At 74.1% G+C, this 20,953-nt stretch carries 20 protein-coding genes and 1 tRNA gene; 5 read left to right on the plus strand and 16 right to left on the minus strand.

What is annotated here, in order from left to right; genetic code table 11:
* Positions 1-235: 235 nt before the first annotated feature.
* Complete coding sequence (locus tag C3489_RS22965; RefSeq protein ID WP_103783932.1) at positions 236-1,147, minus strand: transketolase family protein; 912 nt, start codon at positions 1,145-1,147, stop codon at positions 236-238.
* 22 nt (positions 1,148-1,169) lie between these two features.
* Positions 1,170-1,877, minus strand: coding sequence for a transketolase (locus C3489_RS22970; RefSeq protein ID WP_103783933.1), 708 nt, complete (start codon positions 1,875-1,877; stop codon positions 1,170-1,172).
* Positions 1,878-2,020: 143 nt separating this feature from the next.
* On the opposite strand from C3489_RS22970, the gene C3489_RS22975 reads away from it, so the two are divergent.
* A tRNA-Pro gene (locus C3489_RS22975) sits at positions 2,021-2,094 on the plus strand.
* A 175-nt stretch (positions 2,095-2,269) separates the two neighbouring features.
* Complete coding sequence (locus C3489_RS22980; protein WP_146075345.1) at positions 2,270-3,151, plus strand: hypothetical protein; 882 nt, start codon at positions 2,270-2,272, stop codon at positions 3,149-3,151.
* Between the two features lie 58 nt (positions 3,152-3,209).
* On the opposite strand, the gene C3489_RS22985 is transcribed toward C3489_RS22980, so the two are convergent.
* The 5 genes from C3489_RS22985 to proS form a co-directional block, all read right to left on the minus strand.
* Positions 3,210-5,207: a vWA domain-containing protein gene (locus tag C3489_RS22985; RefSeq protein ID WP_103783935.1), complete on the minus strand. Its 1,998-nt coding sequence runs from the start codon at positions 5,205-5,207 to the stop codon at positions 3,210-3,212.
* Complete coding sequence (locus C3489_RS22990) at positions 5,204-6,502, minus strand: hypothetical protein (protein WP_103783936.1); 1,299 nt, start codon at positions 6,500-6,502, stop codon at positions 5,204-5,206. The genes C3489_RS22985 and C3489_RS22990 overlap by 4 nt, the downstream gene beginning before the upstream one ends.
* Complete coding sequence (locus C3489_RS22995) at positions 6,499-8,412, minus strand: hypothetical protein (RefSeq protein ID WP_103783937.1); 1,914 nt, start codon at positions 8,410-8,412, stop codon at positions 6,499-6,501. Before C3489_RS22995 ends, C3489_RS22990 begins: the two co-directional genes overlap by 4 nt.
* A gap of 6 nt (positions 8,413-8,418) precedes the next feature.
* Positions 8,419-9,573, minus strand: a complete 1,155-nt coding sequence (locus tag C3489_RS23000; RefSeq protein ID WP_258054912.1) for a hypothetical protein — start codon at positions 9,571-9,573, stop codon at positions 8,419-8,421.
* Between the two features lie 243 nt (positions 9,574-9,816).
* Positions 9,817-11,229, minus strand: a complete 1,413-nt coding sequence (proS, locus tag C3489_RS23005; RefSeq protein ID WP_103783939.1) for a proline--tRNA ligase — start codon at positions 11,227-11,229, stop codon at positions 9,817-9,819.
* A 226-nt stretch (positions 11,230-11,455) separates the two neighbouring features.
* Between proS and C3489_RS23010 the strand changes: the two genes are divergently transcribed.
* Positions 11,456-12,400: an XdhC family protein gene (locus tag C3489_RS23010; protein ID WP_103783940.1), complete on the plus strand. Its 945-nt coding sequence runs from the start codon at positions 11,456-11,458 to the stop codon at positions 12,398-12,400.
* 60 nt (positions 12,401-12,460) lie between these two features.
* On the opposite strand, the gene C3489_RS23015 is transcribed toward C3489_RS23010, so the two are convergent.
* The 3 genes from C3489_RS23015 to C3489_RS23025 are packed head-to-tail and all read right to left on the minus strand — an operon-like array spanning position 12,461 to position 15,540.
* Positions 12,461-12,988 carry an NUDIX hydrolase family protein gene (locus tag C3489_RS23015; RefSeq protein WP_181139805.1) on the minus strand — a complete coding sequence of 176 codons (528 nt, stop codon included), beginning with the start codon at positions 12,986-12,988 and terminating at the stop codon, positions 12,461-12,463.
* A gap of 24 nt (positions 12,989-13,012) precedes the next feature.
* On the minus strand, positions 13,013-14,140 hold the full coding sequence (locus C3489_RS23020) for an amidohydrolase family protein (protein WP_103783983.1): 1,128 nt from the start codon (positions 14,138-14,140) through the stop codon (positions 13,013-13,015).
* On the minus strand, positions 14,137-15,540 hold the full coding sequence (locus C3489_RS23025) for a glutamine synthetase family protein (RefSeq protein ID WP_103783942.1): 1,404 nt from the start codon (positions 15,538-15,540) through the stop codon (positions 14,137-14,139). The genes C3489_RS23020 and C3489_RS23025 overlap by 4 nt, the downstream gene beginning before the upstream one ends.
* Before the next feature lie 137 nt (positions 15,541-15,677).
* Here C3489_RS23025 and C3489_RS23030 point away from each other — a divergent pair, with 137 nt between their 5' ends.
* The gene (locus C3489_RS23030; RefSeq protein WP_103783943.1) at positions 15,678-16,553 is read left to right on the plus strand and encodes a Cof-type HAD-IIB family hydrolase; all 876 of its coding nucleotides are present in this window, start codon (positions 15,678-15,680) and stop codon (positions 16,551-16,553) included.
* Between the two features lie 10 nt (positions 16,554-16,563).
* Here C3489_RS23030 and C3489_RS23035 read toward each other — a convergent pair whose 3' ends face one another.
* Positions 16,564-17,184 carry a bifunctional 2-polyprenyl-6-hydroxyphenol methylase/3-demethylubiquinol 3-O-methyltransferase UbiG gene (locus tag C3489_RS23035; RefSeq protein ID WP_103783944.1) on the minus strand — a complete coding sequence of 207 codons (621 nt, stop codon included), beginning with the start codon at positions 17,182-17,184 and terminating at the stop codon, positions 16,564-16,566.
* 200 nt (positions 17,185-17,384) lie between these two features.
* Here C3489_RS23035 and C3489_RS23040 point away from each other — a divergent pair, with 200 nt between their 5' ends.
* Positions 17,385-18,629 (plus strand): amidohydrolase, encoded by a 1,245-nt coding sequence (locus tag C3489_RS23040; protein ID WP_103783945.1) that lies wholly within the window; start codon positions 17,385-17,387, stop codon positions 18,627-18,629.
* Here C3489_RS23040 and C3489_RS23045 read toward each other — a convergent pair.
* Genes C3489_RS23045 through C3489_RS23065 form a run of 5 tightly spaced genes read right to left on the minus strand, consistent with a single transcriptional unit; the run spans position 18,610 to position 20,798 of the window.
* The gene (locus tag C3489_RS23045) at positions 18,610-19,005 is read right to left on the minus strand and encodes a hypothetical protein (protein WP_103783946.1); all 396 of its coding nucleotides are present in this window, start codon (positions 19,003-19,005) and stop codon (positions 18,610-18,612) included. The genes C3489_RS23040 and C3489_RS23045 overlap by 20 nt on opposite strands.
* A 6-nt stretch (positions 19,006-19,011) precedes the next feature.
* Positions 19,012-19,683, minus strand: coding sequence for an endonuclease (locus C3489_RS23050; RefSeq protein WP_103783947.1), 672 nt, complete (start codon positions 19,681-19,683; stop codon positions 19,012-19,014).
* Complete coding sequence (locus C3489_RS23055; protein ID WP_103783948.1) at positions 19,680-20,012, minus strand: DUF3140 domain-containing protein; 333 nt, start codon at positions 20,010-20,012, stop codon at positions 19,680-19,682. The genes C3489_RS23050 and C3489_RS23055 overlap by 4 nt, the downstream gene beginning before the upstream one ends.
* A 52-nt stretch (positions 20,013-20,064) precedes the next feature.
* Positions 20,065-20,544 (minus strand): Dps family protein, encoded by a 480-nt coding sequence (locus C3489_RS23060; RefSeq protein WP_103783949.1) that lies wholly within the window; start codon positions 20,542-20,544, stop codon positions 20,065-20,067.
* The gene (locus tag C3489_RS23065) at positions 20,541-20,798 is read right to left on the minus strand and encodes a WhiB family transcriptional regulator (RefSeq protein ID WP_181139802.1); all 258 of its coding nucleotides are present in this window, start codon (positions 20,796-20,798) and stop codon (positions 20,541-20,543) included. The genes C3489_RS23060 and C3489_RS23065 overlap by 4 nt, the downstream gene beginning before the upstream one ends.
* Positions 20,799-20,953: the final 155 nt, after the last annotated feature.

A 20,953-nucleotide genomic window follows, 5' to 3' on the forward strand; every position in this document is an offset into this window, starting at 1 on the left:
CCCGGCGGGCCGGTAACCCGGTAGCCGGCGGCGGCACGGTGACCCCGCCCGGCGTCGTCGCTCCCGCCGGCGGGCCTGCCCTCCTCCGGGGCTGGTCAGGCGCGGGCCGGGCATCGGCTGGTCAGCCCGGTCGGGGCATTCGGTTGCGTCAGCCAGGCACGAGGCATGCGGTTGCGGCAGCCCGGCTGCGGCATGTGGCTGTCGGCAGCGTCGGGCGGCCCGGCACGCTGCCGCGTCAGACAACCGGCCCGGCCCCGAGGAAACCGGTGATCCGTTCCCGCAGGGAGTGCGCGTCCAGCCCGTGCGCGGTCACGTGTTCCTCGATCGTCCCGTAGCGCCGCAGCTCGCGCCGCCCCACGCCGAGCCCCAGCACCCGGTGCGGCAGGTCGGCGAGGGCGTCGTTCGCCGCGGCCGTCGAGGTGCCGGCCAGATACGGCTCGACCAGCACCACGTCCGGCCGGGCCACGTCGGCCGCCCAGCGCAGCGCCCTCGCGTCGAAGGGCCGCACGGTCGTCGCGTACAGCACGGTCAGGTCGAGACCCTCGGTCGCCTCCAGTACGGCGTCCAGCATCGGCCCCACGGCGACGACCACGCCCGCGCGCCCCACCCGCACGGTCAGGAACCGCTGCCCGTCCACCGGTCGCCCCTGGGCGTTCGCCTGCACCGACAGCCGCACGTACACCTTGTCGTCGCCCGCCGCGACGGCGTGCCGCAGCAGGGTCTCGGCCTCGTCGGGATGGCCGGGCACCTGCACGGTCCAGCCGTCCAGCGTGTCCAGCAGGGCCACGTCCCCCGGCGCCATATGGGTGAAGCCGCCCGCCGGCCAGTCGAAGGAGGCGGCCGCGCTGACCAGCACGGCACCGAGCCCCTGGTGCCCCAGATCCAGCTTGACCTGCTCGAAGGGCCGCTCGACCAGGAAGCTGGCGAAGGTGTGCACCACCGGCCGCAGCCCGGTCAGCGCGAGACCGGCGCCCGCGCCCACCAGCAGCTGCTCGCGGATGCCGACGTTGACCACCCGGTCAGGGTGGCGGCGCATCGCCTCGGCGAAGTCGGCCTTGCCGATCTCGGCGAGCACGACCGCGACCCGCGGGTCCTCGTCGAGCAGCCGGGTCATGACGGGCGCGAACCGCTCACGCATGGTTTCCATCGGATCTTCCTTCCTCGCGGGCTCAGGCGTTCTTCGGTTCGACACGGGCGACCACGACGTGCGGGCGGCCCGGGTGGGGTGTGGTGAAGGCGGCGTACAGCGCGTCGTGGTCGCGGCCGTCCACCGTCACCGCGGACCAGCCCGCCGCCTCGAACCGGGCGGCGATCCCGCCGGGCCGGGCATGGCTGGCGGAGGCGTTGTCGATCACCACGGTGTGCAGCCGGTCCAGCCCGGCCGGCCCGGCGAACGCGATCGCCTCGTGGTTGCTGCCCTCGTCCAGCTCGGCGTCCCCGATGAGCACCCACACCGCCGGATCGGGCAGCCCCTGCGCGCGCAGCCCCAGCGCGGCGCCCACGGCGATCGGCAGCCCGTGCCCGAGCGAGCCGCTGCCGATCTCGGCACCCGGCACCAGCATCCGGTCCGGGTGGTGCCCGAGCGGCGAGTCGTACGACCCGAAGGCGGGCAGCCACTCCACCGGCACGAACCCCTTCGCGGCCAGCACCGCGTAGTACGCCATCGGCCCGTGCCCCTTGGACAGCAGGAACCGGTCCCGTCCCGGGTCGTCGAGCCGCTCGGGCGTGACCCGCAGCACCCGGTCGTAGAGCACCCACAGCACGTCCAGTGTGGACGTGGCGGCGGGCCCGTGCTTCTCGTCGCCGGTCATCAGCCCCATCAGAGCGGGCAGATCGGCGTAGCCATAGGTACGGACGTCCTTCTCGGTGATCGTCATACCGATGAGCGTGCAACCTCAAGCGGACTTGGGGTCAAGGCCGGCCCCGGCCGCCCGCGGTAAAGGGGCGCGCGACCACCGGTGCGAGTGCGGTATTGTTTCCCTGTCCGTACGGCCGGGGGAAACCCCAGGTCAGAGGGCAACGGGACGTGGCGCAGCTTGGTAGCGCACTTGACTGGGGGTCAAGGGGTCGCAGGTTCAAATCCTGTCGTCCCGACGTGTGAGTCGCAGACGAGGGGCCGTTTCAGAGGGATCTGGAACGGCCCCTCGAACGTTTGACGTGTCGTCAGCAGCGGTTGGCCGTCGCCACGTGCGCGCGCCGGGAGGGACGTGAGGCGATGGGGCGGAAGGCGAAACCGCCGGCACAGTCGTCCGGAGACGCTCAGAAGATCGTGCTGCCCGTCGAACACGGCGCCCTCCCGCAGGCAGGCCGCCCGCCCGCACTGCCCGTGGAACACGGTGCCCCACCGGCGAAGCACCTCCCGCCCCCGCGCGAGACGCCGGCCGGCCCGGCGAAGAGCAAACCCCGGCCAGCGGCCCCGAAGCCGCAGCGCAAGGTGCCGGCCCACGAGACCACCCTCCCGGGCTCGGCCGCCGAACAGGCCGCCTTCCTGCGCAAGGCCATGGCGCAGGGCGACGACCAGCAGCTGCGGCGGGCGATCTCACGCCTCTTCCTGAGCGGCCCGGCGCGCACCACCAAGGTGCTGATGCAGATCCCGGGTCCCCAGGACCGCCGGCTGCTGATCCGGACCCTGTCCCAGGTGGGTGAAAACCGGCAGCGGGCCTTGGAGGTCTACGACCAGTTACGGCGCCGGGGCCGGCGGCCTTGCGCCGTGGCGGTGCTGTACGCCGCCGCGCATGCGCGCCCGCGGGACGTCCAGGGCTTGGTGGACCACCTGCGCGAGGCGGGGCAGGACGGGGACGCGCAGCTCCTCCTGGCCGCGGCCGCGTGGCTGCCGGGAGCGGGCCCGACCCCCGCCCTCACCGAGAACGTGGCGCATGTGCTGCGGTACACGTCCCACCGGGTGACGGCCGAGCGGCACCTGGCCCGGCAGAAGAAGAAGAGGAAGGCGAAGCGGCAGGCGCAGAAGCAGGCGCAGGCGCAGGTCGCGGCGAAGGCGAAGGCGAAGGCGCAACCGAAGGGACCGGGGAGGGCGCGACCGGCGGCAGGAGCGGCGGCCCCGCCTGCCGCAGCGGCCGCCGACAAGGGGCGGGCCGGCTGGTGGTCCGCCCTCGTGCGGCTCCTCGCGGCGCTGTTCCGCCGGCGCGGGTAGCAGGACCGGCCGCGCTGCTGCACCGCGTGGCCGGTCCGCGTCCGCCGGCCCGCGCCGGTCACTCCCAGCCCTGGTGCACCACACGTACCCCCGAGGGCTCAGCGGCCGCGGCCGGGGCGGCGGGTTCGGGACCGGCCGGAGCAGGCTCCGGCCGGACGGGCGGGGACACCAGCAGGTCGAGGATCTCGCCGAGCACCGCGGTGATGTTGCCGAGCAGGCCCGACTGCAGCCGCTGCCAGCCCTCGGCGTCGTCGTCGCTCAGCGCGTACTTGCCGGTGTGCTTCAGGATCACCTCCCCCACCTGCCGGTTCTGCTTCTCCTTGCGCATCTCGTGCTCCGGGTTGTGCAGGAAGAAGTTCCGCAGTCCGTGCACCTGGTACAGCCGCCCGTCCCACAGCGGGGTCGTCAGCTCGGGCACGGGGAGTGTCTGCGGGTACTTCGGGTCGTCGTTCTTGATACGGACGGAGTCGTGCATGCGCTCGTAGATCACTTGGTCGGCGGCCGCGAGCCAGGCGACGAAGTCCATGTGCGTCACGGCGATCCGCCGCAGCCGCTGCAGCAGGCCCGGCGGCGCCGCCTGGAACAGCCCGTACCCCAGACGCGGGACGGACGCCGTACAGATCTCCGAATACAGCGCGAGCAGCTTCTCCACCCGCGTCTCCCACCCCTGCTGCCGCGCCGGGTCGACGACCGTGCGCCGGGACGCGGCGGCGACCGCGGCGGGGTCGATCTGCAGCGCGGGCAGCCGGGCCGCTGCCGGACCGCCGACCGAGCGTACGACTCCGCTGCCCAGCTCGGCGAAGTACTCCTCCAGCACCTCGACCCCGCCGATGCGGTGCCGGTCGCCGCCGGCCACGTCGACGAGCTGCCCCAGCAGCTCGTGGTTGGGCACCAGATGGTGCGGAGGCTCGGCACGCATCCCCTGCTGCCGGCAGTAGTCGTCCCACCAGCGCGCGAACAGCGTCTGGTCGCTGATGCCGACGGCGTGCAGCCGGATGCCCAGCTCCGTGTGGAGTTCCTCCATGGTCGACACGGGGTCCTCCGTGCCGTGCACCGACTCCCCGCTGCGGTCCTCGCTCATCGGCGCCCAGTGCGCACCGTCGCTGACGAGGACGATCAGCTTGTCGTTGTCGGGGACGCCGTGCCGGTAGAGCAGCTCACCGGCCGTGTGCAGCGCCTTGCCGATGTCGGTGGCCTGGTCGCCGTGCTTGAGCAGCGTGACCGCCCCGCGCAACTGCTCCAGACTGCGGTCGCCGGGGGCGTTGGTCACCTCGGCCATGCCGTCCCCGGCGGGGAACAGGACGCGCGTGGTGAGGTCGAAGCGGACCAGGGCGAACCGGGTGACCAGGCCGTCCACCTGGGCGCGGGCGTCGATCATGGTGCGCAGGGCCCGCTTGAGCGCGTCCATCCGGGTCACCCGCAGATCCCGGCGGATCCGCAGCCCCTCGCGCACGTCGGGGATGTCGTTGGCCCCCATCGAGCCGCTGCAGTCCGCCAGCACCACGATGTCGACGGCGCTGCGCACCCCCGGCGCGAAGACGCTGAACCGGGTCTGCTCGGTGATCCGCAGCAGACCGCTCAGGGCCTGTCCCGAACGGTCGGTGACGGACCGCACCCGGAACGGGTGCCCGCCGACGTCGATCCACTCGTCGCCCTGACCCTGCCCGTCGCCGAACCGGAAGACATGGCCGCACAGCAGCGGAGAACTCCGTACCCGCCGGGTGGCCTCGTCCAGGGAGAGCTCGGCCGGTGACTCCAGCTCCACCGCCGCCGGCACCGCCGCCTCGGCGGGCCGCACGCTCCACGGGGCCTGCGCGAGCCCGTACTCCAGGGCCAGCGGCTCCGGAACGACCAGCACATCCTCCGGCAGATCGGGCACCGGCACGAGCCGCACCGCCGGCGACCGGTCGTCGCCCGCGCGCTGCGGCAGCAGGACGCCCGCGCTCTCCGCGGAAAGCCGCCGCGCCGACAGGGCCAGCCGGTTGCCGCCCACGAGCCCCTGCCCGGTCGCCGTGATCAGCCGCGTGTTGTCCGGCGTAAAACCGAGGAGACTCATTCCCGCTCCAATTGGATGTTGATACCGAGCCGCGTGCGCAGTTCCTTCACCACCGCTCCCTGGGTGCCGATGAACCGGCTGCGCAGCTCCGGAGGCACCCGGACGAAGAGGATGTTGCTCTTGCGCCGGTAGTCGGAGAACGTGACGGCGTCCGCCAGCTCGTGCCTGCCCGACTGCTGGAGCAGCGTCCGCAGCCGCGCGAAGTGGCCGCGCCCTTCCTCGTGGCTGTCGCGGAAGCGCTGCACGTCCTCCCGGCGCGCGGCCGCCTGTTCGTCGAGCAGCCGCAGCGCCGTCTCGACGAGGTGACCCCCGCCCTTGCCGCGCCGCCGCAGGTCCTGCTGGAGCCCGACGAAGAGGCCGTCGACGGTCCCCATGTCGAGGACCCGGTTGCAGGTGTTGATGAAGATGTGCCGGACGATGCCGAGGCGGGGCAGGAACGCCGCCCGGCGCCCGCCGGTCCGCGGGCCGCGCCGCGTCTCGGAACGGGCGGCGGTCCCGGCCACGATGAGGGCGACCAGATCCTCGGGAGCGGATCCGCGCAACACCCCCTGGTGCCGGCCGCACAGCGCGAGCCCCCTGCTGCGCGAGCCGTAGATCTGCCACCGCGTGACGTGCTCCGCGCAGACCCGGCGGCCGCAGGCGCGGCTGTCGCCCAGGAGGCGGTGCTCGCAGCGGATGTGCCCGGTGGCCTGGCAGCCCTGCCGTTCGCAGGCGGGGAAGCGGTCGGTGTGACAGTCCGCGCAGTACAGGACGGAGGAGTCACCCGGGTGGGGACGCAGGTGCTGCTCGCACCACGCCCGGCCGGACCGGCAGCGCGGGCCGCCGCACCAGGCCCGGGCCGGGCGGCCGCAGTCGCACACCGGGACGTGCCGGGCGCAGGAGGCCCGCAGACCGCCGTCCAGGAAGACGGCGTGGGCGTCGCACACCCGGCCGGGCCGCTCCTTGGTCCCGCACCCGGCGCACAGGAACGGGGCGTAGACCGTCGCCCCGGCGGCCCGGCAGGTGTCGCACGGGTAGCGGACGCGCGGCGGCTCCAGCACCCCGCGCACGGAGAAGGGGGTGTCCGCGCTGAACGGCACGGGTGCCGTGGCCGGGCTGAGGAACCAGACCCCGACCTCGCCCTCGTCACCGAAGTCGAGGCGGATCCGGGGCCCGGAACGGGGGTCCACGCCCAGCAGTACGGGTTCCAGCCGCTGCCACAGCTCGACATAGCCGTCGGCCGACGCCGGCACCCGGCGGTGGGCCCGCAGATCCAGCATGACGGGGACGGAGCCCGCGGCGTGTGCCGTGGTCATGAGAGGGCCTCCTCGGCGGCTTTCCCGTCGCTGTCCCGGGCGGGCGCGACGAGCAGAACCTCCACCGTGCCGCGGCGATCCTTCGCCTTGCCGGTGTACGTGGTGTCGGTGAGCAGGACGAACCGGACACCGCCGGGCGGCCGTCCCAGTGCGCGCAGCGCCGCGCGCACCCGCCCCCGGTCGGCTTCGGGCACGTCCCAGTGCAGCAGCGCCAGCCCCGACTCGCCGGCGCCGCGCAGCGCGCGGGCGGCGGCGGGCTCCTCCCAGGACGCCAGCGGGGCGTCGCAGCTGACCTGCTGGGCCCGCCGCGGCCGCAGCAGCCGGCGCAGCGCCTTCGCCTCCTCGCGGTCCCGCCGGCCCAGCGGCCGCACCAGGTCGGGCGGATTGGCGGAGCGGCAGTAGGCGCGCAGGGCCGCGACGATCTCCTCGGCGGCTCCGCCGCAGTCCGCCACCCTGTCGAGGAGCTGCTCGGGGGACAGGACGTCGGCGGGTGCGGTACGGCCTCCCGCACGGCTGTCGGGCCGCCCGCCGGGCCGGCTCTCGCTCCGCTTGTCCGGCCGTCCCTGCGGCCTCCGCGCCGTGCCGGCCGGCTTCTGCTTGCGGCCGGCGGCGGGGCGCGTGGGGTCGAGCTGCTCCGCGAGCCATACGAGGGCTGCCGAGGTGCTGCCGGCCGCCCGGGCCCGGTTGGCGGCGCTGATGTGGTCCGTCATGAGCCACTCGGCCGAGCCGAGCCGCTGGGCCAGCGCTTCGTCGGCCAGCAGCCCGGCGTCCTGCGCGTGCCAACGGGCGAGGAGGTCGTTCTCGTTGCGCACGAAGTCCTGCGCCCCGGCGTCCGTGGAGAGCTCCAATCCCAGGAACAGCTGGGCGAGTTCGTCGGGGTGGGCGTCGAGCTGCCGGAAGTACGGCAGGAGTTCGGAGAGCATCGCGGAGACCGCCCGCACCGCAGGGACCGTGCGGGTCGTCTTCGTGCGCGGACCGTTCGGTGAGGAGTTGCCGCCCGCCGGGGGACGCTGCTCGGTGTCGAACTCCGCCAGCAGGCCGTGCGCGACGGCCCGGGAGCGGTTGCGCTCCAGCAGCGGCTGCGGCACCGACCGCACCCGGTGGCCCGTCCGCTCCAGGTCCCGCACCCGCATCGAGAGGGCCTGCGCGAGGAGCGCGTGCGCCATGGCCGAGGAGACCGACAGCTGCGCGTCGAACAGGCGCAGGGTGACGTCGCCCTCCGCCGCCACGCCCGGTTCGCCCAGCGGGTTGACGTCCATGGCCTCCAGCCGGGCCAGCCGTTCGTCCCGCCGCAGCCCGGCCCGTACGCGGTCGACGTGCTGGGGCGAGAAGGAGGCGATGTAGCGGGTGGCGACCTGGTCGGTGGCCCGGGAGAGCCGGGCGGAACCCCGCCGTAAGGCACCGGCCGGGCCGTGCAGCTGCCGACCGGTCAGCGCGATCAGGGACGGCGAGTGCTCGCGCAGCAGGTTGCACAGGAGCTCGCGCTGGACGTCGCTGACCACTTCCAGGGAGTGCAGGTCGGCGCACATCCCGCCGGACGGATCGATGCCCTCGCCGGGTACCCAGCCGCTCGGCAGCAGCAGCCCGCCGGCCTGCCGCGCCGCGCCGGCGACGACGGCGACGGCCTCGCTCAGCGCGGCGGCAACCGCCCGGCGTGTGGGCCCGTCGTGCAGCACGACCGGTCCCGTGTCGATCCACAGCGCCGCCGGGGCACGGGGCACGGCCCGCAGCGTCAGGGGCCGGCCGGCGGGGAGGGTGGGCAGCCGGGGCGGCTTGGCCACCAGCCGTTCGGTGATCGCCGCGCGCACGTCCGGGCGGTACCGGTCCTTGTCGCGGGAGCGGCCGACCACGGTGTAGCCCTTGGCCAAACGCTGCCTGAGAGGTCCCGAGCGGTAGAGCGTCACGAGCACGGGTAATCAGTCCTCCGGCCTTCGAAGTTCGGCGGACACGAGTCCGCGTAATGCGGGGATCGCGAGGAACACCACCACGGTGGCGACGACCGCTGCCAGCGTGCAGACCACGAACGTCCGCGGACCCGGCGAGCCCCACAGGGCACCGGCCGAGTAGGTCACGGCGAACGGCACGCCGATCGTGGACAGCAGTCCGATGGCCAGGCCGCTGCGCCGGGCCCGGGCGGTCTCGACATAGCGGGCGGCGTCGGCGAGGGCCGTGCCGGCCTGGGCGAGGAGCCCGGGGAGGCGGTGCTGCTGCTGAAAGCGCTCCAGCAGCGCGTTGCCGTTGCCGTGCACGGTGATGTGCGACGACCACAGCGCCCGGCGCAGTTCGATCTGCTTGCGCTCCAGGCTGAGCAGGCGCCGGGCCTCCGCCGTCCGGGTGGGCAGCCCGGCCAGGGCGTTGGCGAGGAGGTTGACGCCCAGCACCTGCAGGCGGCCGAGCAGGAAGGCGTCGAGGTAGATGCTGTGCACGAGCACCCCGGCCGCCGGGTGGAAGCCCGCCGCACCGCCGGGGTCCGGTGAGGTGCCGACGAAGGCCGCGCCGTCCCTGAGCACCAGCGCCTGCCAGTCCGCGGAGAGCCGCACCCGCCCGGCGAACAGCTCCTCGTCCTCCGGGTCGGGAGGGAAGCGGTCCACGGGCGTGGCCGAGGCCAGCAGCCACAGCCACTGGTCGCGTGCGCCCCAGGCGGCGTACGCCTCGGGCATCACCTCGGGCGGAGTCCCGTCGTCGAAGGTGACATGCGACAGGACCCAGGCCTTGCGCTCCGACTCCAGCGGGCGCATGCCGGCGGGCAGCAGCCGCGCGTACCGCTCGCGCATCGCCGCCAGGTCGCGCACGCGCGGCAGGTCCTCCAGCGGGGCGCCGGACAACCGCAGGTGGAGGACGAGCACGGCCCGCCGGGGCGCGTCCGAGGCCAGCACGGGAGGGAGCCGCAGCAGCTCCATGGCCTCCACCGCGGGGGCATCGGGTGCGCCGTCCAGGACGGGCAGGGGAGGCGTGACGGAGCGGTGCCAGCGGGAGGGGCGGTCCGCCGAGCCGTACAGGGACTCGCCGACACGGGGTTCGAAGTAGGTCATCCGCCGTTCCCGGTCCGCCACTCCGGCCGCCAGGGGCACGGGCAGCGGTCCTTCGGTCCACTCCGCCGGTAACGGTCCCCGCGTGTCCGTCTCGACGTCGAGGACCACACACGCGGTCCCCCGCTGTACCGACATGCGTCCCCCCACCGGTGCTCGCCAGCCCTTGAGACGCATGTTACTGCCGTTCTTCACCGCTCAACGGCGCTTCGTCAACAGGGGGTTCACCGTGCGCGGCGCGGCCCCGCCGGAAGGCTCCGGCGGGGCCGCGGCACGGGGGAGCCGTCAGTAGGCGCGCGCCACGAGGGCCACGTTGCCCGGCTGGTCGTCGCTCTCGGGGACCGAGCCGTCCTCGGCGACCAGGCAGCGCACGGAGACGCCCTGCTCGGCGAGGGCCGCCTCGCCCTCCGGGCCGAGGGAGGCCCAGGGGATGCGCGCCCAGCCGGTGGCCGCGGCCTCCACGGCCTCCTCCAGGGTGCTCACGTCGACGGTCCGGTTCTCGCGGTGCTGGCGCGACTGGGCCAGCAGCAGCGCCTGGTCGTCCTCCATCACCTTGGGCAGGATCTCCGGCAGCGCCCCGATCGGCGTCGGCTCCTTGCCGCCCTCGATCCGGCGGACCAGCACCGCGGTGCCGTTCTCCAGGTCGCGCGGCCCGACCTCGACGCGCACCGGCACGCCCTTGAGCTCCCAGTCGACCGCGCGGCGCCCGAACGGCGTGTCGGTGCGGTCGTCGACGTGCACGCGCAGGCCCGCCGCCCGCAGCCGGTCACCGATCTCGCGGACGGCGTCCAGGACCGCCTCGTCGCCCTTGACCGCCAGGACGACGACCTGGATCGGGGCCAGCCGCGGCGGGACGCGCAGACCGTCGTCGTCCCCGTGGATCATCACCAGGCCGCCGACCATGCGGGTCGTGGAGCCCCAGGAGGTCTGCCACACGTACTCCTGGTGCCCGTCCTTCGACAGGTACCGGGTGTGGAAGGCCTTGGCGAAGTTCTGGCCGAGCTCGTGGCTCGTGCTCAGCTGCAGGGCCTTGCCGTCACCCATCATGCCTTCGAGGGTGAGGGTGTTGATCGCACCGGCGAACCGCTCCTTGACCGTCTTGCGCCCCGGCACGGCGTCGATCGCGAGGACGTTCTCCATGAAGTCGGCGTAGACGTCGCGGTGGATGCGTGCGGCGTAGTCCCGGGCGTCCTCGTAGGTGGCGTGCGCGGTGTGGCCCTCCTGCCAGAGGAACTCGGTGGTGCGCAGGAACACGCGCGGGCGCAGCTCCCAGCGCACCACGTTCGCCCACTGGTTGATCAGCAGGGGCAGGTCGCGGTAGCTCTGGACCCACTTGGAGAAGTAGTCGTTGATGATCGTCTCGGAGGTGGGCCGGACGACGACGGGCTCCTCCAGCTCCTTGCCGCCACCGTGCGTGACGACGGCCAGCTCGGGGGCGAAGCCCTCGACGTGCTCGGCCTCCTTCGTCAGGTACGACTGGGGGATGAAGAGCGGGAAGTAGGCGTTCTGGGCGCCCGCGCCCTTGATGCGGGCGTCCATGTCCTGCTGCATCCGCTCCCACAGGCTGTACCCGTACGGTCGGATGACCATGGTGCCGCGCACCGGCCCGTTGTCGGCCAGCTCGGCCTTGTTGACCAGGTCCTGGTACCAGCGCGGGAAGTCTTCCGCCCGGGGGGTGAGAACGGGTGCCTTTGCCATGGCCGCATGCTAGGGGCCCCGTGTGCCGGGCGCGAACGACTTCTCCGGTGTCCGCGGGGTGCCGTACCTTTCCAGCCAGCCGGCCTGCGTACCGGCCCGTGCGAGCCGGCGGACGGACCGTGGCGGCCCGCGTCAGGCGCGGTCGGAAGCACACGCGTGCGCGCCGGCCGGCCGGCCGGACGGCCGGACGCACGCCGGCCCACGAGTCGACTAGGAGGACCCGGACATGCGTGAACTCGCCGGCAGGGCGCGGCAGTGGGCCGCCGAGGGGCGGGCCGGGGTGCTCGCCCGGCCGCTCACCGAGCGGGGCTTCGGACCCAGACGGCCCGCCGACGCGCTGCTGATCGACGCGGACGGCCGCTGCCACGGCACGCTCTACCGGGGCGCCTTCGACCGGCGGCTCGCGGACGAGGCCGCCGCGCTCACCGCCTCCGGTCACGGAGCCCGGGTGTGCGCGGTCTTTGTCCACGACGACGAGGTCCGCCAGGCGCGGCTGACCTGCGGCGGCCAGGCGGAGATCCTGCTGCAGCCGCTGTCCGCCGTGCCCGCCCGCTGGTGGGAACTGCTCGCCGAGGGCGCCGACGCCGCCCTGCTCACCCGCCTCGACGCCACCCGCACCGACGCCGTCAGCACCGTGGCCGACGCCTCCTCGGAGGACCCGGCCGCCGCACAGGCGCACGCCCTGCTGCACCGGCACCGGGCCGGACGCGAGCTGCTGCCGGCCGGTGACGGCGCCGTACTGATCGAGACCTGCCCGGCCGTGCCGCACCTGGTGATCGTCGGCGCCGGCGAACTGGCCGACCTGCTCCAGGCCCAGGCCCGGCTGCTGGACTGGCACGCCACGGCCACCGAGGACCTCCCGCGCGCCCGGGAGCTGCTCGCCGCCCGCCCGGCAGCCGCCTGCCTGATCGTGCTCAGCCACGACCCCGGCGTCGACGTGCCCGTGCTGCACGACGCGCTGACCATCGGCGTCCCCTACGTGGGCGCGCTCGGCTCCCGGCACACCCAGGAACGCCGCACCTCCGCCCTGCTGGCCGCGGGCCTGGACGGCGAGCGGCTGCGGGACATCCACGGCCCGATCGGCCTCGACCTGGGCGCCCGCACCCCGGCCGAGACCGCCCTGGCGATCTGCGCCGAGGTCCTCGGCGTACTCGCCGAGAGGCAGCCCTAGTCCCCCGGCCCGGCCGCGCGGCACCCTGCCTCGTGGCCGGGCCGGTTCCGCCGCGCGGGATCAGTGCGGCAGGCCCAGATGGGCGAGGGCCTGGCGCAGGAGGAAGCCGTGGCCGCCGGGCATCTCGCTCTGCACGCCCGGTGACGCCGCCTCGTGCGGGTCGAACCAGACCAGGTCCAGCGCGTCCTGGCGCGGCCGGCAGTCGCCCGTCACGGGGACGATGTAGGCGAGGGACACCGCGTGCTGCCGGGGGTCGTGGTACGGCGTGATGCCCTGCGTGGGGAAGTACTCGGCCACCGTGAAGGGCTGCAGCGAGGCCGGGATGCGGGGCAGCGCCACCGGCCCGAGGTCCTTCTCCAGGTGCCGCAGCAGGGCGTCGCGGACCCGCTCGTGGTGCAGGACCCGGCCGGAGACCAGTGTCCGGCTGACCGTTCCGTCCGGCCCGATGCGCAGCAGCAGGCCGATGCTGGTGACTTCGCCGCTGTCGTCGACCCGGACGGGCACGGCCTCCACGTACAGGATCGGCATGTGCGCCCGCGCCTGCTCCAGCTCGTCGGAGGACAGCCAACCGGGCGTGGTTTCGGTCATGTCAGACATTGCTTGATCATACTTTCAGGAGGGACCGGAAAAGCGGTAGACCTGACGGGCGTTGTGTGCTCCCGCCCACTCCGCGACACGCACCGCGTCCGGCGCGCTCATCTCGTCGCCGGCCACCCGCTCGTCGAGCAGTTCGGCCAGGGCCCGGCGGAAGGCCAGCGCGCCGAGCGCGTAGAACTCCGCCAGACCGCAGGCGTCGGAGCTGTACAGCAGCTTGTGAAACGGGGTGATCTCCAGGGCCTCGGCCAGCACCGCCCGCGCGCGGGACGGGCCGACGTGGTGCAGGGTGAGGCCGACGTCCAGGTACACCCGTTCGAACACCGCGGCCAGATAGGCGGCCTGCCGCTGATACGGCCAGCAGTGCAGCAGCAGGACGGGGATCGTGCCCGCGGTCAGATGCAGCCAGTCCGTCAGCAGCGCCGGGTCCGAGCGGTGCAGCCGCAGGTCGTTGTCGCCGAAACCGACGTGCAGCTGGAGCGGCAGCCCCAGGTCGACGGCCGTCCACAGCAGGTGCCGTACCAGGACCGGGTCGGCCAGCCGGCCGCCGCGCGCCAGCCAGGTCCGGGCCGCGGCGGTGACCTCCGTGTCCGTGGGGCGGGCCGGGTCGAGGGCGAAACCGGTGCGGTAGGCCGCCACCGACTTCACCGCGACCACGCCCGGCCGCCGTACGGCCCGCTCGGCGGCGGCGCGGAAGGAGTCCGCGTAGGCGTCCGCCTCGACCCCGCGCGCGGCCACCTCCTCGGCCACCGACTCCAGCCGCACCACCTCGTAACCCTGCGCCTCCCCGCCCGCCTCGGCGGGGCCGACGGACCCGGGCGGCGCGAAACCGGTGTCGACGCAGAACACCTCCGTGCGGGCCGCCGCCAGGAAGCGCCGGTTCACCTCCCGCGCGCCCAGCTCGGCCCGGCGCGTCAGGTAGTCGTCGGCCGAGGCGTGCCGCTCCAGGCCGAGCAGGGGCGCGCAGTACCGGCGTACCGCGATGCCGACCGGCGTGTCGAACGACGACGTCCCGGGCCACCGGTCGCCCTCGGTGAGCAGCGCCTCGAAACCGGCCCGGTCCAGGTCGGCGGCGACCACGCCGTGGCAGTGGTGGTCGACCAGCGGCAGCGCGGCCAGCGCCTCGGCGACGGCGCCCACGGTCAGTACCGCCACCGGTAGGCCGCCGCGACCTGAGCGTCGTCCAGCCCCTCCACGGCGGCGGCCTCCCCTTCCCGTACGGCCGTCACCGCCTCCGCGAGGACCGGTCCGAGCGCCTCGCGCAGCACCCGGTTTGCCCGGAACCGCTCCACCGCCTCCGGCAGCGACACCGGCAGCCGCCGCACGCCCCGCTCGGCCGCCTCCGAGGCCGGCAGCAGCGCCGGGTCGCCGGTGACCTCGCCGGGCAGTACGGCACCCGAGCCGAGCCCGTCCAGCCCGGCGGCGAGCAGGCAGCCCAGCGCGAGATAGGGGTTGGCGGCCAGGTCGACCGGTTTGATCTCCACGTTGGCGTCACGCGCGTTGCGGCCCGCCATGCCGGTGATCACCCGCAGGGCGCACTCGCGGGTCTCCAGGCCCCACGCGGTGAACACCCCGGCCCACTGCGACGGCTTGAGCCGCAGATAGCTCGCCGGGCTGGGCGCGGTCACCGCCGTCAGGCCCGGCAGATGGGCGAGCAGCCCGGCGGTGAAGGACTCCGCCTCGGCCGTCATGCCGTAGCGGCCCGCACCGCCCGCGTGCAGGTTGACGCCGTCACGCCAGGCCGAGAGGTGGACGTGGCCGCCGTTGCCGACGCCCTCGGCGAGCACGGCCGGCGAGAACGACACCCGCAGCCCGTGCCGCCGGGCCACCGCCCGGATCGTGTGCCGCACCAGCAGGCTGCGGTCGGCCGCCGCGACCGGGTCGAGCGCGCCGACGGAGATCTCGAACTGCCCGGCCGCGTACTCCGGGTGCAGTTGGTCGACGTCCACGCCCTGCGCATGGCAGGCGGCCAGCAGATCGGCGAGGTAGTCGCCCAGCTCCACCTGCCGGATCGCGCCGTAGGCCGGCCCGGTCGCCGCGGGCACGTACTCCCCGGCCGGGGCCGCCTCCAGCCCGACGGACCACTCGATCTCGATCGCGGCCCGGAAGGACAGCCCGTGGGCGCGGGCCGCCTCGGCGGTGATCCGGCGCAGGAAGGTCCGGCCGCACCCGGGGTGCGGCTCGCCCTCCTGGGTGATCCGGTCGACGGGCACCCAGGCCCAGCCGGGCTGACCGGCCAGCACGGTGAGCCGGTCCAGGTCGGGGAAGAGCCGCAGATCGCCGTCGGGGGAGCCGAGCCGGTCCGTGGTGGCGATGCCGTCCCCGGCCAGGAAGGTGTCGAACACCGGGGACATCCCGACGCCCCAGGCCGCGCCCGACGCGAGCCGCCCGGTCGGGACCGTCTTGATCCGGGTGACGCCGGCGGTGTCGACGTAGGCCAGCACGATCCCGTGGACCCCCCGCCCGGACAGCTCGCCGGCCAGCGCGGTGGCCCGTTCCACGTCGCCGGGGCGCCCGCCGGGGACGGGATCGGCAAGGGTGGTCATCGCATCCTCCTCGTCGCGCCTGCGGCGTCGCCGCCTCATTGTGCCGTCCGGCGATCACGCTGTCCCCGGAATCGGGGCAAGGGGCACCGCGGTGCCTCCCGTAGGGTGGAAAGGACGCCCCCGACCGAAAGCAGGACATGCCGTACAGCAGCGCGCCCCTCGTCAGCACCTCCGAGCCACGCCCCGGTGACACCCCGGCCGACATCCGGCTGATCGTCACCGACATGGACGGCACGCTCCTGGACGACGACAAGCAGGCCCCGCCCGGCCTGTGGCGGGCACTGGAGCTGCTGCGCGAGCGCGGGGTGCTGTTCAGCCCGGCGAGCGGCCGTCAGTACGCCTCCCTGGCGCGGCAGTTCGCGGACGTCGCCGACGGCATGGTGTTCATCGCCGAGAACGGCACCTACGTCGTGCGCGACGGCGTGGAGCTGAGCTCCGACCCGCTGGAGCGGGACGCCGCCGTCCGTGTCGTCGGCGCGGCCCGTCGGCTCGCCGCCGGCGGCGTCGACCTCGGCGCGGTGCTGTGCGGCAAGCGGGCCGCCTACGTCGAGCGCGCGGACGAGGCGTTCCTGGCCGAGGCGCGCAAGTACTACGCCGAGCTGCGCGTCGTCGAGGACGTCACCACCGTCGACGACGACTTCATCAAGGTGGCCCTGTACGACTTCGGCTCCGCCGAGCACGGCACCGCGCCCGGCCTGGCCGGCTTCACCGCCACCCACCAGGTCGTCGTCTCCGGCGAGCACTGGGTGGACGTGATGAACCGCACCGCGAACAAGGGCACCGCCGTGCGCCGCCTCCAGCGCGAGCTGGGCATCACCCCGGCCCAGACCATGGCCTTCGGCGACTACCTCAACGACCTGGAGATGCTGGACGCGGCCGAGTGGTCCTTCGCGATGACCGGCGCCCACCCGGAGGTCGTCCGGCGGGCCCGGCACCTGGCCCCGTCCAACAACGACAACGGCGTCCTGCGCACCATCGCGCGTGTGCTGGACCTGCCGCTCGCCCCGCGGTAGGCGCCGCCGCTCAGCCGGCGACGGTGCCGACCAGCACGAACTCGTTGTACGGGAACCCCTTCCCAGTGGCCCGGGGGAACGGGAAGGAGTACGTCCGCCGCACCGTCAGGCCCGCCTTCTCGGCATGGCGGTGCAGCTCCTCGAACCCGACGAAACGCACATGCGTGGCGTCCGTCTTGTAGCCGGCCTCCTGCGGAGTGATCAGCACGACCTTCCCGCCCGGCTTCACCAGCGGCAGGTACTGCTCCAGGACGCCCTGCGCCATCTCCTCGTCCATGTGCTCCAGGACGTGGGCACACAGCAGGCTGTCGAAGGAACCGGGCCCGCAGCCGGGGGCCTCGGCCAGCTCCTCGGGCGTGTAGGCGGTCAGCCCGCGCTCGCGGCACACGGCCACCGAGTGCGCGTTGTGATCCACACCGACGCTGTCCGGCCCGCAGTTCAGCAGGTTGCGGCCCAGACCGCAGCCCACGTCGAGGACCCGCCCCAGCTGCAGCCGCCGCAGGTTCCACCGGTAGGGGGCCTGCGTGGGCAGCAGCCGCTTGAGGCCCGCCTTCTCCAGCCGAGCGAGCCGCTGGGTGTATCCCGAGGATGCTGTTGCTGAGCCAAGGCTTTCGTCCTGGACTCCGGACATCGGTGACCGCCGTCCTCTCGCATGCGGGGCAGGGAAAAGGAAGAAGCGCAGGGCGAACGAGCCGTGCCCGCACCCCCGCGTGATCAACACCACAACCCTATGACATGAATCGCACGGTAGTGCAGTGCGGGGGAAAACTGTGTCGGGCGACCGGGCGGCGCGATGCGCCGGGCGCGGCCGTCCGACGACGAGGAGGCAGCATGCGGGAACCGGCAGCCGTGGCCCGGCTGACGCGGGAGCTGACCGACGCGGTGAAGGCCGCCGAACTTCAGGAGTTCTACCGCGACCTGCACCGCCACCCCGAGCCGGCCTTCCAGGAGCACCGCACCGCCGGCAGGCTCGCGGCACGACTGCGCGCGGCCGGGTACGAGGTGACCGAGGGCGTCGCCGGCACCGGCGTGGTCGGAGTGCTGGCGAACGGCGACGGGCCGGTGGTCTGGCTGCGGGCCGACATGGACGCGCTGCCGGTGCGCGAGGCGACCGGGCTGCCGTACGCCTCGACGGTGGACGGGATGATGCACGCCTGCGGGCACGATCTGCACGTCACCTGGCTGGCCGGGGCCGCCGAGGCGCTCGCGGCGGGCCGCGCCGGCTGGTCCGGCACGCTGGTGGTGGTCGGCCAGCCCGCGGAGGAGAGCGGCGGGGGAGCGGGCGCCATGGTCGCCGACGGCCTGCACGAGCGCTTCCCGCGCCCCGACGTGCTGTTCGGCCAGCATGTCGCGCCGGGCCCCGCTGGTTTCTACCCGCACACCCCCGGCCTGACCATGTCCGCCGCCGACGACATCGACGTCGTCGTGCACGGCGTGGGCGGGCACGGTTCCCGTCCCGAGTCCACCGTCGACCCGGTCGTGACGGCGGCGTACATCGTCACCCGGCTGCAGACGGTGGTCGCCCGCGAGGTCGCCGCGAAGGAGTCGGCGGTGCTCACGGTGGGGCAGTTCCACGCCGGCACGAAGCACAACATCATCCCCGACCAGGCGCGGCTCGCGCTCAACCTGCGCACCCAGGACACGGCCGTACGCGAACGCGTCCTGACCGCCGTGCGCAGGATCGTGGAGGGCGAGTGCGCGGCGGCCGGCTGCCCGGTGCCGCCCGAGGTCACCGTGCATCCGGGCTATCCGAACACCGTCAACGACGCCGTCCTGGACGGGGAGATCGCCGCCGTGCACCGGGCGCTGTTCGGTGAGCACACCGTGTTCGACTTCGGTCCGGCCATGGGCAGCGAGGACTTCTCCCTGCTGGCGCCGCAGGGCGTGCCGTACGACTACTGGTACGTGACGTCGACGCCGGCTCCGGTGTGGGACGCGGCGCCGGGCCGGGAGCTGGGCGAGAAGTTCGGCAATGTGCCGGGCAACCACAGCCCGCTGTTCGCCCCCGACCTCTCGGTGCTGCTGCCGGGCGTGCAGACGCTGGTGTCGGCGGCGCTCAGCCGGCTGGCGGGGTGAACCGGCCGAAGCCGGCCCGCAGGGTGTGGAAGGTGACGGCGGCGCCGCCGAGCATCCGTGCCTTGGCGCGGACCGCCTCGGCGGCGGCCGGGGCGAGCGGGCCGTAGACGTCGACCGAGCGCAGGCGGATGCACTCGCCGAGCCGGCGGAAGCCCGGTCCGCCGAGGCGCAGGTGCAGTTCCATGGAGGCGGAGTCGGGGTGCACGGCCACCACTGTCATCGTCGACGCGTCGGCGTCCTCGTAGAAGCGGTAGGCGATCAGCCGCGGCTCGCGCTCCCGGACGAAGTCCACCAGCTCGGCCATCCGCTGCCGCGCCTCGGCGAGCATGCCCGGGCGGATGTCCGAGCGGTCGACGTAGAAGACCGGCTCCGTCATGGCTGCTCACCCGGCGTCCGCGTCGTCGACCCTGCGCCGGACGTCGTCCACCACGTTCTTGTCGAGTGCGGCCCGTACCAGTGCGGCGGCGAGGACGGCCGGTTCGGTGTCCCCGGCGAGCTTCAGCAGCCGGCCGGGGTCCGGGGGCAGTCCGAGCCGCTCGGCGCCCTGCAGCGCCTTGTCGTCGATCTGCGGTCCCGTCTGCGGCCACACCCGCTGCACCTCGCGCAGGAAGATCCCGGCGCCCGCCGGTCCCATCCCCGGCACCTCCTGCAGCAGCCGGCGCAGTGCGTCCGGCTCGCCCCCCGCCTCGTCGCGCAGCCGGCGCAGATCGCCGCCCCAGCGCTCGGCCACCAGCTCGGCCCCCTCGCCCAGCATGGTGGCCGTGCGCTCGTCGTAGCGCCGGTAGCCGCCGCGGCCCAGCGCGTCGACCCGCTCCTGCCAGTCGGAAGCGGCCGTGCGGCGCGCGTCCCGCAGCCCGGCCGCGTGCAGCTCGCGCGCGGCGGCGACCGCCACCGAGGCCCGGATGCGTGCGCTGAGCAGCACCGACAGCACCAGGAGCCGGTACAGCGGCTGCGGGGTGTCGCGCAGCCGGATGCCGGCCTCCTCGGCGTAGGTCCGCCCGTGCGCGCGCACCAGCTCCTCGACCACGCGGGCCGCGTGCCGGTCGTCGCTCATGGCTTGAGCGGGTCGTGCCCGATCGTCATCAGCCGGTGCCGGCGCCGGGTGTCCTCGGCCTCCGGCTCGTTCTCCAGGTCGGCCTGCTCGGTCACCGTGTCCACGACCTTGCGCATCACGCGCAGGTCGTCCTCCGTCAGGTCGGTGCGCCGCTTCTGCAGGATGGCCAGCACATGCTGCCCGGTCGGGCTGCCCGCCTCCTCCGGCAGGGGCTCGGTGTCCTCGGCGGCGTCGCGCACCTTCAGCCAGGCGGCCAGCTCCGCCGAGGTCATGTTCACCACGCGGTGGAAGTCCTCCCACAGCGCGTCGAGTTCCAGGGCGTCAGCCATGGCTGCCCCTTTCGTCGTTCGTACGTGCGTCGTGCGGCCGGACGGCGGCCGGTCAGCCGCGGGGCTGGTTCTCCGCCTCGAACATCCAGCGCTGCTTCTCCAGCTCGGCGGTGATGCCGATCAGCAGGTCCTGGGTGACCGGGTCGGGCTCGTCCGTGGCCGCGATCCGCTCCCGCAGCCGGGTGATGGCCTCCTGCAGCGACTCCACCATCAGCTCCACGACCTCCGTGTCGCGCAGCCGGCCCTCCTTGGGGCCGGGCAGGCCGTAGGCGGCGGCGACGGTCTCCGGGCGGCCGTCCGGTGTCACCCCGAGCGCCGCGGCACGCTCCGCCACCGTGTCGGCGAAGCCGCGCGCGGCCGCTACCACCTCGTCCAGCTGGAGGTGGATCGAGCGGAACCGCGGCCCCACGATGTTCCAGTGCGCCTGCTTGCCCACCAGCGACAGGCCGAGCAGGTCCACGAGGGTGTCCTGCAGTGCCTGGCCGGCGATGCGGCGGGCGTCGTCGGGCAGCGTGCTCTTCACGACGGTCATGGTGTGCTTCTCCTCCTGACCTCGTCCTTCGGCGTACGGAGCAGTTCGGCGCGCTCCTCCTCGTAGGTCCCGCCCCACACCCCCGCGGCCGGCCCGCTGCCGAGCGCGTACGTCAGGCAGGGGGCGGACACCGGGCAGCGGGCGCACACGCGCTTGGCGGCCTCGATGTCCCGCAGCGCCGGTCCGCTGGTGCCGACGGGAAAGAAGAGCTCGGGGTCCTCGCCCACGCAGGCGGCGTGCCGCAACCACTCCATGGGGGCGCGGGTGCCCTGGGGCCACAGTGACAAACCGGGGGGCCGGGCCGCGGGGCGGTGCTCACGTCTGGGACACGTCCGGGCAGGGGGACCTTCCCAGGGAGCCGTCCGGCGGTCTATAGTCCAAAACTAGCAGTGCTAATTAAGAGCTCGCT

Origin of the sequence: Streptomyces sp. Ru71, assembly GCF_002920535.1 — a bacterium.
Taxonomy (GTDB): domain Bacteria; phylum Actinomycetota; class Actinomycetes; order Streptomycetales; family Streptomycetaceae; genus Streptomyces.

Coding starts and splice junctions, on each gene's coding strand:
- C3489_RS22965 (WP_103783932.1), bottom strand. CDS start 1,147: ATGGAAACCATGCGTGAGCGGTTCGCGCCCGTCATGACCCGGCTGCTC.
- C3489_RS22970 (WP_103783933.1), bottom strand. CDS start 1,877: ATGACGATCACCGAGAAGGACGTCCGTACCTATGGCTACGCCGATCTG.
- C3489_RS22985 (WP_103783935.1), bottom strand. CDS start 5,207: ATGAGTCTCCTCGGTTTTACGCCGGACAACACGCGGCTGATCACGGCG.
- C3489_RS22990 (WP_103783936.1), bottom strand. CDS start 6,502: ATGACCACGGCACACGCCGCGGGCTCCGTCCCCGTCATGCTGGATCTG.
- proS (WP_103783939.1), bottom strand. CDS start 11,229: ATGGCAAAGGCACCCGTTCTCACCCCCCGGGCGGAAGACTTCCCGCGC.
- C3489_RS23010 (WP_103783940.1), top strand. CDS start 11,456: ATGCGTGAACTCGCCGGCAGGGCGCGGCAGTGGGCCGCCGAGGGGCGG.
- C3489_RS23015 (WP_181139805.1), bottom strand. CDS start 12,988: ATGACCGAAACCACGCCCGGTTGGCTGTCCTCCGACGAGCTGGAGCAG.
- C3489_RS23025 (WP_103783942.1), bottom strand. CDS start 15,540: ATGACCACCCTTGCCGATCCCGTCCCCGGCGGGCGCCCCGGCGACGTG.
- C3489_RS23030 (WP_103783943.1), top strand. CDS start 15,678: ATGCCGTACAGCAGCGCGCCCCTCGTCAGCACCTCCGAGCCACGCCCC.
- C3489_RS23035 (WP_103783944.1), bottom strand. CDS start 17,184: ATGTCCGGAGTCCAGGACGAAAGCCTTGGCTCAGCAACAGCATCCTCG.
- C3489_RS23040 (WP_103783945.1), top strand. CDS start 17,385: ATGCGGGAACCGGCAGCCGTGGCCCGGCTGACGCGGGAGCTGACCGAC.
- C3489_RS23045 (WP_103783946.1), bottom strand. CDS start 19,005: ATGACGGAGCCGGTCTTCTACGTCGACCGCTCGGACATCCGCCCGGGC.
- C3489_RS23050 (WP_103783947.1), bottom strand. CDS start 19,683: ATGAGCGACGACCGGCACGCGGCCCGCGTGGTCGAGGAGCTGGTGCGC.
- C3489_RS23055 (WP_103783948.1), bottom strand. CDS start 20,012: ATGGCTGACGCCCTGGAACTCGACGCGCTGTGGGAGGACTTCCACCGC.
- C3489_RS23060 (WP_103783949.1), bottom strand. CDS start 20,544: ATGACCGTCGTGAAGAGCACGCTGCCCGACGACGCCCGCCGCATCGCC.
- C3489_RS23065 (WP_181139802.1), bottom strand. CDS start 20,798: ATGGAGTGGTTGCGGCACGCCGCCTGCGTGGGCGAGGACCCCGAGCTC.